General features: G+C 67.8%; 8 protein-coding genes. 6 read left to right on the plus strand and 2 right to left on the minus strand.

Features of this window, described 5'->3' with window-relative positions:
- Nucleotides 1-77: 77 nt before the first annotated feature.
- Entirely contained in the window at nucleotides 78-1,397 is a 1,320-nt protein-coding gene (locus tag AQZ59_RS02725; RefSeq protein WP_062612931.1) for a hypothetical protein, read from the minus strand.
- A gap of 92 nt (nucleotides 1,398-1,489) precedes the next feature.
- Between AQZ59_RS02725 and AQZ59_RS02730 the strand changes: the two genes are divergently transcribed.
- From AQZ59_RS02730 to AQZ59_RS02755, 6 genes are all read left to right on the plus strand, one after another.
- Nucleotides 1,490-2,824 carry a TrkH family potassium uptake protein gene (locus AQZ59_RS02730; RefSeq protein ID WP_201783138.1) on the plus strand — a complete coding sequence of 445 codons (1,335 nt, stop codon included), beginning with the start codon at nucleotides 1,490-1,492 and terminating at the stop codon, nucleotides 2,822-2,824.
- Complete coding sequence (locus tag AQZ59_RS02735) at nucleotides 2,817-3,494, plus strand: potassium channel family protein (RefSeq protein WP_201783139.1); 678 nt, start codon at nucleotides 2,817-2,819, stop codon at nucleotides 3,492-3,494. Before AQZ59_RS02730 ends, AQZ59_RS02735 begins: the two co-directional genes overlap by 8 nt.
- A 111-nt stretch (nucleotides 3,495-3,605) precedes the next feature.
- Entirely contained in the window at nucleotides 3,606-6,689 is a 3,084-nt protein-coding gene (locus tag AQZ59_RS02740; RefSeq protein WP_062612933.1) for an efflux RND transporter permease subunit, read from the plus strand.
- Between the two features lie 177 nt (nucleotides 6,690-6,866).
- Entirely contained in the window at nucleotides 6,867-7,484 is a 618-nt protein-coding gene (locus AQZ59_RS02745) for a TetR/AcrR family transcriptional regulator (RefSeq protein WP_062612935.1), read from the plus strand.
- Nucleotides 7,485-7,500: 16 nt separating this feature from the next.
- Nucleotides 7,501-10,095, plus strand: coding sequence for an ATP-dependent RNA helicase (locus tag AQZ59_RS02750; RefSeq protein WP_062612937.1), 2,595 nt, complete (start codon nucleotides 7,501-7,503; stop codon nucleotides 10,093-10,095).
- Nucleotides 10,096-10,333: 238 nt separating this feature from the next.
- Entirely contained in the window at nucleotides 10,334-11,683 is a 1,350-nt protein-coding gene (locus tag AQZ59_RS02755) for a class I SAM-dependent methyltransferase (RefSeq protein WP_062612938.1), read from the plus strand.
- A 176-nt stretch (nucleotides 11,684-11,859) separates the two neighbouring features.
- Here the strand turns inward: AQZ59_RS02755 and AQZ59_RS02760 are convergent, their stop codons facing one another.
- The gene (locus AQZ59_RS02760) at nucleotides 11,860-13,110 is read right to left on the minus strand and encodes an IS256 family transposase (RefSeq protein WP_062612940.1); all 1,251 of its coding nucleotides are present in this window, start codon (nucleotides 13,108-13,110) and stop codon (nucleotides 11,860-11,862) included.
- Nucleotides 13,111-13,372: the final 262 nt, after the last annotated feature.

Genomic DNA, 13,372 nt, shown 5'->3' on the forward strand with positions numbered 1-13,372 from the left:
CGCGCACGACAAGCTGTATTCTCCTGAGATTTGACGGCGCCTGAGCGTACCCGAGCGCGGCACCACGCCGGCTGGCGCTAAAAGCGCCGGTCAGTGGCGTCCCGGAGCTTGCGCAGAGTGTCCTCGTCCGGAAAACCCGTGACCCGGTAGCGCGGCGGCCACACCGTGTCGTCCTCCACGATCCCGTCGGGCCAGATCTCGCGCGCCACGTGCGTGCGGACCGTGATGTTGACCGCCGGTACCTCCTGCCACGGGTGCGGGGAGCGGGTGAAGGTGACGAAGTCGGTGTGGGGGATGGAGCCGTGGGCGTCGGTGGCATCCCATGTGGCGGCGGACACCCGCTCGCCCGTGGTGAGCCGGCGCGGCTGGAAGGTCTTGACCTGCCCGAACGCGGGCCACTGCCGCATCATGTCCTCCTGCGCCGTGTAGATCTTTTGCCGGAAGTAGTTGCGCAGCGCGCCGAGCACGGCCGCCAGCTCCGAGTCGGGGAAGGGTTGCCATTCGAGCCAGCCGTCGGCGGCCACGGTGTGAGGCAGGGGGTAGATCGCGTCGTCGGAGTTGCGTTGGGCGAGCAGGAGTTTGAAGAAGTCGGCCAGGTGCGGGTCGTCGGCGAAGACGATGAAGAGCTTCGTGCGCGAGGCAGGGATGAACAGCGGGATGTCGTCCGGGCGCTGCTCGCAAATACGGTCGGCCACCTGGTGGATCATGTCCAGATCCGAGAACCAGGACAGTTCGTAGTTCGGTGGTTGGAGGAATGTCATCACCTGCGCGCCCGCGATCTCCGTGATCCCGATCTCCACCGATTGCTGGGTGCCGTTCGTCATGAACCGCAGCGTCATGACGGCGTCGGACATGATCTCCCCGATCTCGCGGGAATCCTCCAGTTGGTCGTAGTAGATCGGCTGGATGGTGTCCGGGTAGTCGTGCGCGAGCCCCACCGCGAGGAACGCCGTCAGCGGGATGTAGACAATCGAGTCCGAGTCCGGGGTGGCCGGCAGGAAGTAGTCCGCCGAGCGCACGATCGGGACGATCAGGGCCTCCGCGTCCGGGTCATCTAGGTCGTCGGAGGGTTCGCCGCTCGGGCCGGGGTAGGCGCCGCCGGTGGTGTCGGGGTAGCCGGGCACGACGCCGTCGTCGGGCTTTGCGGCCGAGGCCCGGTTGGGTTCGGTGACGGTGGCGGACTCGGCCTCGTCGATGCCGATGGAGATGAGGCGGTCGAGGAGTTCGGCGCGCTGGTCGAGCGGGGCGTCTTGCCTGATGAGGGCGCTGGGGCGGAAGCGGAAGGTGCGCCCGTCGTCGAGGAGGACGTCCAGCCAGTCCCCGTTCGCCGTCACCAGGGAATTCGCCAGCCGCGGGTGCTGGGAGGTCTGCTGCAGGGCCCACTCCATGAAATCCATAACCTCATTCTTATCAACTCGGCGCTTTGAGCAAAATGTCGCGCCTGGCACGGAAGTAGTCGCGGGGGCGTGCGTGGGCTTACGCTGTGCTCGTGTACTATTTGCGTCATCTGCGCCCGGCAAGCGCGGTAGCACTAAGTTTCTTCAGTTTGATTGCGATCGGCACGGTCCTGCTCGCCACGCCGTGGGCCTCCGCCGGAGCACCCGTAGCGATCGTTGACGCCCTTTTCACCGCCACCTCCGCCGTGTGCCTCACCGGCCTCATCACGCTCGACACCGCCCAGGCCTGGACCCACTTCGGCCAGGGAGTCATCATGGTGCTCGTCCAGTTCGGCGGTCTGGGGATCATGACGATTGCGTGCCTCCTGTCCATGGTGCTGGGGGCGCGGCTGGGGCTCCGGCGTCGTCTGACGGCGGGAGCCGAGGGCCGTGGCGACCTGGGGAACGTGCGCTGGGTGGTGCGCGCCACGGTGTTCTTCACCTTCGCCATCGAGGCCGTCATCTTCCTGTTCCTCACCGCGCGCTTCCGCTTCGGCTACGGATACGGCTGGGGGCGCGCCACCTGGGAAGGCCTGTTCCACTCTGTTTCGTCCTTCAATAACGCGGGCTTCGCGCTGTATACGGACAACGTGATCGGTTTTGCCGACGATGGCCTCATCCTCCTCCCCCTCGCTTTCGGGCTCATGGTGGGCGGACTGGGATTTCCCGTGCTACTGGAGACGTTCCGGCGCCTGCGCACGCCGAAGTGCCTGCGCCGGCGCTGGTCGCTGACCGCGCTGTTCACGTGGGTGGGCACGGGGGTCCTCATCATCCTGGGCGTGCTGTTGATGCTCACCGAATGGAATGGGGTGCTCGCCGGCTTCGACACTCCCGGCCGCTTCCTCAACGCCTTCTTCGCCGCTGTCAGCCCCCGCACTGCCGGCTTCAACGCCATTGACTACGCCGATGCCCGCGCCCAGACCCTGCTCGGCACCGACATTCTCATGTTCATAGGTGGCGGCTCCGGTGGTACCGCGGGCGGCATCAAGATCACCACGCTCGCCGTCCTTCTCGCCACGATCGGGGCGGAGGTGCGGGGCCGGCGCGTCGTCTCCGCACACGGCCGTGCCATGTCCCGGCGCGTGATCGGCCAGGCGCTGTCGGTGACGGTCGCGGCGCTCACGCTCGTGGTTGGCGCGACGTTCGTCATCCTTGCGCTCTCGCCCGGCTTCACCCTCGACCAGGTCCTCTTTGAAACCACCTCCGCCTTCGGTACGGTGGGTCTATCCACGGGCATCACGGAGAGCCTGCCGCGCCACGCCCAACTCGTCCTCATTGTCCTCATGTTCGCCGGCCGCGTGGGCCCCCTAGGCCTCGCCACCACCCTCGCTGGGCGCGTGACAAACCGGCTGTACGAGTACCCCGAAGAAAGGCCTGCCATTGGCTAACATCTTTGCTCACCGCAATTCCGACGACGGCGCCGTGGTCGTCCTCGGCCTCGGCCGGTTCGGCCGGGCGCTCGCCGCGGAACTGGAAAACAGCGGCGTGGAGGTGCTGTGCGTGGACTCCGACCGCGAGGTGGTCCAGGAGCTGTCCACCCAGTTCGACCACATCGTCCACGCGGACGCCACCAACACCGAGGCGCTGCGCCAGCTGGGCGTGGACGAGGCCTCGCGCGTCATCATCGCGATCGGCTCGCACGTGGAGGCCTCGGTTCTGGCCGCCTCCGCCGTCATCACCATGGGGGTGCCGGACGTGTGGGCGAAGGCGTCAAAGGAATCGCACGCCATACTGCTGTCCCAGATCGGGGTCCACCACATCGTCCGGCCCGAGATCGACATGGGCAAGCGCGTGGCCCACCTCATCCGCAACGACGTGGAGGACTACCTCGAGTTCACCCACGGCTTCTCCGTGGCCGCCGCCACCCCGCCCGCCCGCCTGCTGGGCAAGACCGTGGGCGAGGTCAACGCCAAGAAGACCGGCCTGGAGATCATCGCGGTCCAGCGCGGGGAGGGTAACTTCCGCGCCGCCCGCGACACCGACACCCTCGAATCCGGCGATCTCATCATTCTCGCCGGCCCTACCTCCCGCCTGGAGCGGGAGACGGAGCGCCTTTAGGCGTGTGCGGCGAGCCCCTAGCCCCGCCCGCTACTCTGTGAGAGGACAGGTTGGCGCCCTCCCGCACCCCTTCCCTAGGCTCAGTACGTTGGCCTACTGATCTGGGGAAAAATGTTTAAGCTTGCCGAAGGTTCCTTGAAGAACCGCGCCTTCGTGGCCCTCCTCTCCACCGTGATTTTTGTCCTGGGCATCTTCGCCCTCGGCACCCTGCGCCAGGAGCTCATCCCGCGCGTGGAGCTGCCGGTCATCAACGTCATCTCGGTGTCCCCGGGTGCCACGTCGGAGCAGATGCACGACCGCGTGTCGGTCCCGATCGAGCAGCAGGTTTCCACGATCGCGGAGGTCTCGGGGACGACCACCACGTCCCGGTCCTCGGTCTCGATCGTCACGATCGAGCTCGACTACGGCACGGACATCGCCCGCGCCACCAACCGCGTGGAGCAGCAGATTTCGCGTGCGGACGATAACTTCCCGGAGGGCCTGACCTACGACGTCGTCTCCGGCGGCACGTCCGACATCCCGCTCGCGTACGTGGCCGTGACCTCGGACGGCACCCCGCTGGAGGTGGCGGAGCGCCTGCGCACCACAGTTGTTCCAGCGCTTGAGCAGGAGAACGGGGTCGCCTCCGTCCAGCTGCTCGGCGCCCCGGAGCAGCGCATCTCGATCACGCTCGACCAGGCCCGCATCGCCGAACTCGGCATTTCCGCCGACGCCGTCCAGCAGGCCCTCGAAGACAACGGTCTGTCGGTGCCAGTGGGATCGCTCGTGGATGGCGAGGAGTCGCGGGACGTGACGGTGGGCCAGGAGATTGACTCGGTCGACGCCCTCAAGCAGATCCCGGTGGTGGCGGGCGAGGCGCAGCCGGGCCAGCCGGCCACGGTCTACCCGCTCTCGGACATCGCGGACGTCGAGCTCACGCAAGCAGATGCCCAGATGGTCGGCCGCCTCAACGGCGAATCGGCGCTCGGCATCGTCATCTTCCCCACCGCGAATGCCAACATCGTGCAGGTCACGGACCAGGTCAACGGCGTGCTGGACGAGCTAGCCCCCGCCGTCGGGAACAATACTCAGTTCACCACCCTGTTCACGCAGGCGCCGTTCATCACGGGCTCGATCGAGTCGCTGGCCCAGGAGGGCGCGCTCGGCCTCATCTTCGCGGTGCTCGTGATCCTCATCTTCCTCACCTCGATCCGCTCCACGCTGGTCACGGCCCTGTCGATCCCGCTGTCCCTGCTCGTGGGCTTCATCGGCATGCTCGTGGGCGGGTACTCGCTCAACATGCTCACCCTCGCCGCGCTCACCCTGTCGATCGGGCGCGTGGTGGACGATTCGATCGTCGTTATCGAAAACATCAAGCGGCACCTCGAGTACGGCAAGCCCAGGCGGGAGGCGATTCTCGACGCCGTCCAGGAGGTCGCGTCCGCAATCACGGCGTCGACCGTGGTGTCGTTCATCGTGTTCGTGCCAGTGGGCCTGGTGCCGGGCATGGTGGGAGAGCTTTTCCGCCCGTTCGCGTTCACGGTGGTGATCGCGCTGGCGGCGTCGTTGCTGGTGGCGCTGACGATCGTGCCGGTGCTCGCGTACTGGTTCTTGCGCCCGTCGAAGGAGGCGAAGGCGGCCCTGGAGAGCGGTGAGGTGGTGGAGTTCCGGCGTCGTGCGGAAGAAAAGGAGCACCGCTACTGGCTGCACCGAGCCTACGAGCCGGCCCTGCGCGGCACGCAGAAGCACCCGGCGATCACGCTGGTGGCGGCGGTGGCGATCCTGGCCGCGACCGTGGCGCTGTTCCCGCTACTCAAGATCAACCTGCTGGGCGGCACGAACCAGGGCAACGTGACGGTGGCGCAGGCGACCGCTCCGGGGGCGTCGATGGAGGCGAAGGTGGAGCAGGCCGATGCCACCGAGGCGAAGATTTCGGCGATCGCGGGCGTGGAGTCCACGGCGGCGATGATCGGCTCCAGCCCGATGGCGATGGGTGGGGCCGGCGATACGATTACGTACATGATTTCGGTGGACGAGAAGGCGGACATCACCGAGCTCACCGACGCGATCGTGGCAGCCGGCGACTCCGTGACCGGCGAGGGCACCACCTCCGACTCGAGTCAGTCGATGCTGGGCTCGGGCACGATCGACGTCAACGTCACGGCCCCCACCCCGGAGGCGCTCGCGGCGGCGACCGAGCAAATCAACGACGCCGTGGCCCAGCTCCCCGAGATCAAGCGGGCTGAGCACAACGCCAGTGCAATCACGCCGGCCGTGCAGGTCAACGTCAACCGGGACGCGGCCGCGGCCGTGGGGCTGACCGAGAACGCGATCGTGGGGATGATCGCGGCGCAGATGGTGGAGCCGAATATCGGGCAGATCACGATCGACAACGTGGACACCTCGATCTATATTTCGATTGATGAGTCGGTCACCACGATCGAGGCCCTGCGCGCGATGACGGTCCTCGGCCAGCCGCTCGAGGCGTTCGCCACCGTGGAGGAGGTCGACTCGCTGCCGACCATCGTGACGATCAACGGGCAAACGACGACGACCGTGTCCGCGACGCCCGTCGACGCCGACAACCTCGGCCACGCCACGGACGCGGTGAAGGAGGCCGTGGCCGGGCTGGACCTGCCGGACGGGACGGTGACGTCGATGGACGGGGCCTCCCAGCAGCTCGCGGATTCGTTCAACCAGCTGGGGCTGGCGCTCGCGGCGGCAGTGCTGCTCATCTACGTGGTGCTCGTGTGGATCTTCCGCTCGCTCGTCCAGCCGGCGCTGTTGCTGGTGGCGATCCCGTTCGCGGCGATCGGCTCCTTCCTGGCGCTGCTCATCACGGGCACGGCGCTCGACATCTCGGCGATGATCGGCCTGCTCATGCTGACCGGCATCGTGGTGACCAACGCGGTGGTGCTGGTGGACCTCATGAACCAGTACCGCGAGCAGGGCATGGATCTAGCGAGCGCAGTGCATGACGGGGCGATGCGGCGCGTGCGGCCGGTGGCGATGACGTCGCTGGCCACCATTGTGGCGATGATCCCGATGGCGCTGGGGCTGTCGTCGTCGACCGGGTTTATTTCGACCCCGCTGGCGATCACGGTGATCGGCGGACTCATCACCTCCACCCTGCTTACCCTCATCCTGTTGCCGATTTTGTACCGGCTGATCGAGGGCGTGGGAGAACGCCGGCGGGCGAAGGCAGGGCGGGACTAAGCCGTGTTGGCTTGCTTGGGGCTCTTCCTCATTGGTGACGCGGGCAGAAGTCGTGAATATACCGGCTACGGGTTGCTATATCGCCCTGGTAGGTACTAGATTCACGAGTTTTCCCGCTCCACCCTGAAATGGGAATAGCCGGTAAACTGGGGAGACCGTCGTCGTGAAAGAAAGACCATGAGCCCGAAGATTTCTGCGCCCTCCGTGAAGGAACATCACTCGATGATGTACACCAAGCTGGTGGACTGTGCCGAGGAGATCCTGCGCGAGGACGGGCCGGCGGCGCTGACGGCGGGGGCCGTGGCGGCGCGGGCGGGGATCGCGCGCAACTCGATCTACCGTTACGTGGAGTCGATTGACGACCTGCGTCTGCTTGTGCTCGAGCGCTATATCCCGGGCTGGAAGAAGCGGCTGGACACGGCGCTGGAGGTGGACGCGGAGCCGTACGAGCAGCTACGCACACTCGTCGAGATCACGCTGGACATCGGCGCGGAGGCCGGGCACCAGTGGCTGATCGACGTGGTCAAGGCCGGGATCGGGCGCGGGAAGCGGGACGAGGCGCCGTCGGGCGCGCAGATCCAGGCCAGGTCCGACGCCGTGCTGAATTTCCACCGCGAGCTCGCCGGGAGCGTGGTGCGGCTGTGGCGCGAGGTGACGCCGCAAGCCGCGGTGGTCAACGCCCAGATGACCCGGTCGATCCTGGACGCGGGCCTGCGGTTGCTCGACCACGGGTACCCGGCCGGCGAGGTGAAGGCGACGGCGCTGCGGCTGCTCGCCGCGCTCGTCGGGCGCTAGTACGCGAGCGCTAAGCATGGAGCGGCTGCTCGAAAACCTGCCGGACCTGCCCGTTGCGCGCGGGCTGGGGGATATTGCGCGCCAGCGCGGCAACATCGTGATGACGGCGTCGCCCGGGTCGGGCAAGACGATGCTGGTGCCCGTGCTCATGGCCACGCTCGTGGAGGGGCGCGTGATCGTGGTGCAGCCCCGGCGCGTGGCAGCGCGGGCGGCGGCCCGGCGGATCGCCTACCTGCTGGGCGAGCCCGTGGGGCAACAGGTGGGATTCCGGGTGCGAGGAGAGTCGAAGCCGGGCAGCCGCGTGGAGATGGTGACGCCGGGTGTCATGCTACGCATGCTCCAGCACGACCCGGAGCTGGCGGGCGTGGGCGCCGTGATTATCGACGAAATCCATGAGCGCGACCTCGACACCGACCTCGCAACCGCCTTCGTGCTCGACGTCCAAGACACCCTGCGCCCCGACCTGCGGCTGGTAGCGATGTCCGCCACGCTCGAGGCCGGACGGTTCGCGGAGCTGGTAGGCGGTGCGGTGGTGGAGATCCCCGGCGCGATCCACCCGGTGGCGGTGGAGGAGCGGCTTGGCCCGCGGGCCCTGACCGACGTGGGACACGGCGTGGTGGTCTCGCGTGACTTCCTCGCGCACGTGGCCCGCGTGGTGCACGAGGCGGCGCAGTGGGCTGCGGGGCGCGGCGGTGGCAGTGGGGCCGGTGCGGCTGGTGGTGTGGGCGCGGCTGGCGTGGGCGGCGTCGTGCGCGGTGAGGACGACCCGGCGGGCTCGGTGCTCGTGTTCCTACCGGGCGTGGGGGAGATTGAGAAGATGCGGGCGCTGCTGGCGGGCGCGCCCCTGCCGGTGATGGCGCTGCACGGGTCGATGCCGGCGAAGGAGCAGGACCGGGTGCTGGCCGGCGGTGAAGACAGGATTATTTTGGCGACGTCGCTGGCGGAATCGTCGCTGACGGTGCCGGGTGTGCGGGCCGTGGTGGACGCGGCGTTGGCGCGAGAGCCGCGCTTCGAGCCGCGCACGGGCATCTCGGACCTGGTGACCGTGCACGCCTCGCGGGCCAGGCTGGACCAGCGCGCCGGGCGGGCCGGGCGCGAAGGGCCGGGCCGGGCGTGGCGATGCCTGAGCTACGCGCGGGCGGTGGAGTTTTCGGAGCCGGAGATAGTGGTCGGCGACGTGACGGGCGCGAGCCTGCAGGCCGCGGCGTGGGGCAACCCGGGGATGGCCGGCCTGCGCCTGCTCGACCAGCCCAAGCCCGCGGCGGCAGAAGCGGCCCAGCGGACGTTGGCGGCGATCGGGGCTGTGGAGGAATCGGGAGTGATCACCGCGCGTGGGCGGGCACTTGCCGGCCTGCCGCTGTCCCCGCAGCTCGGGCGCGCCCTCATCGAGGGGGCCGCCGTGGTGGGCGCCCGGCGGGCGGCCGAGGTGGTGGCGCTGCTGTCGTTGGCGCCGCGCATTCCGGGTGCTGACCTCGCGGCGCAGCTCCGGCGCTCAGGTGGCGACCGTGAATGGGCCCGGGAGGCCAAGCGCCTGAAGGAGCTGGCGGGCCGGCTGGGCGCGGTGGCGGGCGGGCGTGCTGGTCAGGTGACGGGTGAGGTGCCAGGTCAGGCAGGCGGGCGGGCGCGAGCCGAGGCGGGCGCTCTGGTGCAAGCCGGGACGGGCGCGAGGCGGGCGAGTGTGGATGAGGAGATCGCGGCCGTCGTCGTGATGGCACACCCCATGTGGGTGGCGCGCAGGCGCGGGCGCGGGTACGTGCTAGCGAACGGTGCGGGGGCGGTGCTGGAGGACGGCTCGCCGCTGGAGGGCCAGGAGTGGCTGGCGGTCGCGGAATTGGGCGAGGCGCAGGGTCGGGCGGATGCGGTGATCCGGGCGGCGGTGCCGGTGGCGCCGGAGGACGCGGCGGAGTACGGGCCGGGCGTGAGTGAACGGGTGGAGACCGCGGTGCGCGGCATGGAGGTGCCGGGCGCGCGGGTGCGGGCGCTGGGGGCGATCGAGCTAGGGCGCGAGCCGGTGAAACTGACGACGGATCAGGTGGCGGCGGCGAGGGCGCGCGAGATGGAGCGGGCCGGGGTCGGGATGCTGGACTGGCCCGCGGCGGCGGTGGCGCTGCGGGAGCGGCTCGCGTTTCTGCACGAGGCCGTGGGGGAGCCCTGGCCGGACGTGTCCGATGAGGGGCTGGCCGCGCGCGTGGACGAGTGGCTGACCCCGCTGCTCGGCGCCGGGCGCCCCGACCTGCTGGCCGGGCTGCGTGCGCTGCTGCCCTGGCCGGAGGCGGCGCGGCTGGATGAGCTGGCCCCCGAGCGGATCGCCACGCCGACGGGGAGCGCAAAGGTGGACTACTCGTCCGGAGTGCCAACCGTGCGGCTGCGGTTGCAGGAGTGCTTCGGGTGGACGGCCACGCCCCGGCTGGCCGGGGTGCCCGTCACGCTCGAGCTGCTCTCACCCGCCCAGCGGCCGCTGGCGATTACGCGGGATCTGGAGTCGTTCTGGGCGGGGTCATATGCGCAGGTCCGGGCCGAAATGCGCGGGCGTTACCCGCGCCACCCCTGGCCCGAAGACCCGCTGACCGCCGAACCGACGAGGCGGGCCAAGCCGCGGGCCGGGCGGTAAACGCGGGTCGGAGGCCGCCGCGCGGCGAGCGCCGATAATCTGTGCCGTCGGCTTTGATTTTGGTCCGGCTCGGGGTGTGGCCGGCGCAAGTCGTGAATCTGGGGGCGACCTGGCCCGAATAGGAATCGGTAGCCGGTATTTTCACGAGTTGTGTCGGGCGGGTGCCGGGGACTGGGTGTGCGGGGCCTGCCCGGCCGGGCCCGGGCAGGTGGGATCGCGCGGACGGTAGGATGAGGGCATGCGATTCCCCCTTCCAGTTCGCGCTGCCGCCGCCGAGCCGCTCCTCGAGTGTCACTACTATGACCAGGGGCGTTGCCGATCCTGCACCCTGATCGAGACCCCGCAGGATGAGCAGCTCGCCGCCAAGCAGGCGCGGGCCGAAGAGGCGCTCGCCCCCTTCATGAACGGCGAGTGGCTGGAGCCGGGGGCTTCGGGGCGGGAGACATTCCGCAACAAGGTCAAGCTGGTGGTGACGGGCACGGCGGCCCGCCCGAAGCTCGGTATCTTGGGCCCGGATGGAGGCCAGGACTTGCGCGACTGCCCGCTGCCCACCCCGGGAATCCAGCTGGCCACCCCGGCGCTGGCTCAGTTCGTGAGCGAGTGCGGATTCCACCCCTACGACCCGGTGAGCGACCGCGGGGTGCTCAAGTACGTGATCGTCACCGAGTCGCCGAGCGGGGAGCTGATGGTGCGATTCGTCGCGCGGAGGCGCGGCGTGCAGGGGATGCTATTCAAGAAGCTGGCGCGCCTGCGGGAGCTGGTGCCGGCGGCGCGCGTGGTGTCGCTCAACGTCCAGCCTGAGCGCAAGGCGGTGATCGAGGGCGAGGAGGAGATCGTCATCTCCGACGAGTCGGCGCTGCCGATGCGGCTCGAAGTGGCCGGCGGCGAGCTGACTCTCAACCTGCGGCCGAAGTCGTTCTTTCAGACCAACACCGAGGCCGCGCAGGTGCTGTACTCGCGGGCGGTCGAATGGGTGGCCGGCGCGGGTGCGGATGTGGACACGGGCGCTGACGGAGAGAAGGACGCCGCCGGGGATCGCGAGGCCGGCAGGCCGGCCACGGTCTGGGACCTGTACTGCGGGGTCGGCGGGTTTGCACTCGCGCTCGCGAGCGCGGGGATGAACGTGGTCGGGGTCGAGGCCGAAGAGCAGGCAGTCGAGGCGGCGCGGGAGTCAGCGGAGGAGTTGGCTGGCACGGCCGGCGGCGGCGCGGACGCCGCCGCCGGCGGGCGAGCTGACGTCAGCTTCGGCAAGCAGAGTGATCCAACAACCGGCGTGCAGGCCCGCGGTCGGGGTGAGGCGCGCTTCGTCGTCGCGGATGCGACCGCGTGGGCGGGGGAGCAGGGCGAGCGGCCGGACGTCGTTGTCGTGAATCCGCCCCGGCGTGGGATCGGGCCGGAGCTGGCGGAGTGGATCGCGCGGTCGGGGGTGGAGACGGTGCTGTACTCGTCGTGCAATGTGCGGTCGCTAGCGAAGGATGTGGCGGCGATGGGCGGGTTCGACGTGGTGAAGGCGCAGGTGGTGGACATGTTCCCGCACACCGAGCACTTCGAGACGGTGTGTCTCCTCAGGCGGGCGTGCGAGGCGTGACGCGGCGCTGCCGGGTGGCGACGATCGGGATGCGGCCGGCGTTGACGGGGCGCGAGCCGCGTCAAACAACCGCTTGAAACAACTTCGCAAACAACTTGAAACAACTTGTTTTGGTCAAGTCCATGGTCGTGGTGTATCTGCCTTTCGATTTTGATTGGCGGGTGGTTGTTGGGTGGTTAGGCGGTGATTTCCTTGGGGTGGGCTTCGATGGTGTCGTGGTCGATGGTGTTGGTGGCGATGGTGAGCTTGACCTGCTCGAGGCTGGTGAGGGACATGTAGTGGTTTTGTTGGATCCACTCATCGTGTTGCTCGGCTAGGACCGCCCCAACCAGGCGGGTGATGGAGTCACGGTTGGGGAAGATCCCTACCACGTCCGTGCGGCGCCTGATCTCACGGTTGAGCCTTTCGGTGGGGTTATTGGACCAGATCTTGGTCCATACCGCCTTCGGGGCGGCGGTGAAGGCCAGCAGGTCATCAAGGCTCTCTTCAAGCTTGTCAGCCACGTCGGGGAACCTGGCCTGACAAAAGTTGACTACCTCCCTCGCCTGGTGCCACACGGTCTCCTTGTCAGGCTGGGCGAAAATGGTGTGGAACATCGCTGACAGGGTCGGCCACTGGGTCTTAGAGACCATGGAGGACAGGTTCTTAGAAAAATGGGTCCGGCACCGCTGCCAGCTCGCCTGGGGCAGGCACTCACTGACCGCGGCTTGGATGCCCATGTGAGCATCACTGGTGACCATGAACACCCCGCTCAGCCCGCGGGCGAGGAGGTCACGGAAGAACCCCGTCCAGGAGGTGATAGATTCACTGGTGGTCACCTGCATGCCCAGCAACTCCCGGTAGCCTTCGGCGTTGACCCCGGTCGCGAGCAGCACGCTGGTCTTAACCACTCGGCCCCCTTCACGGACCTTTATCGACAAGGCATCGCAGGCGATGAAGTAGTAGGGCCCGTTGTCTAGTGGTCGGGTGCGGAAGTCTTCAACGGTGTCATCGAGTTCCTTGGCCATCTGCGAGACCTGGGACTTCAATAGGTTGTCAATACCGAGCGTGCTTACCAGGTCGTTCATACGCCTGGTAGAGACCCCTTTGAGGTAGCAAATGGCAATGACACTGGTCAGGGCCCGCTCGGTGCGGCTACGGCGCTCTAAGAGCCAGTCAGGGAAGAACGAGCCCATGCGTAGCTTGGGGATAGCTACATCGATACTGCCCAGGCAGGTATCGAGCTGGCGGTGACAGTAACCATTACGGCTGTTGGTGCGCTCGGGTGAGACCGTGGCATAGGAGGCCCCGCATACGCTGTCTGCCTGGGCAGACAGGATCTGGTTGATGAAGTCGGCAAGCATCTGCCGCATCAAGTCAGGCGAGGCCTGGGTCAGTAACTCTTCAAGATAAGCAGTGTTGTCGATATGATGGGGATCGGCGGTCATCGTGATTGTATCCTTTCGAGGAGAATTGGAAGTTGATTCGAAAGGTACCCGCGATGACCGCCACTACACACGTTGGCACGCGGCCAGTCCCGGGTCCAGATACACCACACTAAAGGACGTAACCTTTGTTTTCCGCGAGATAGCGCGGTTTTATGGGTGTCTCGGGGTGGCGAGGGGGTCGCAAGTTGTTTCGAAGTTGTTTAAACAACTTGCAAACAACTTGGGGTCGGGCCCGGTTGTCCACACTCCTGTTTTGGCGGAA

Source organism: Trueperella bernardiae (genome assembly GCF_001469025.1).
GTDB classification, from domain to species: domain Bacteria; phylum Actinomycetota; class Actinomycetes; order Actinomycetales; family Actinomycetaceae; genus Trueperella; species Trueperella bernardiae.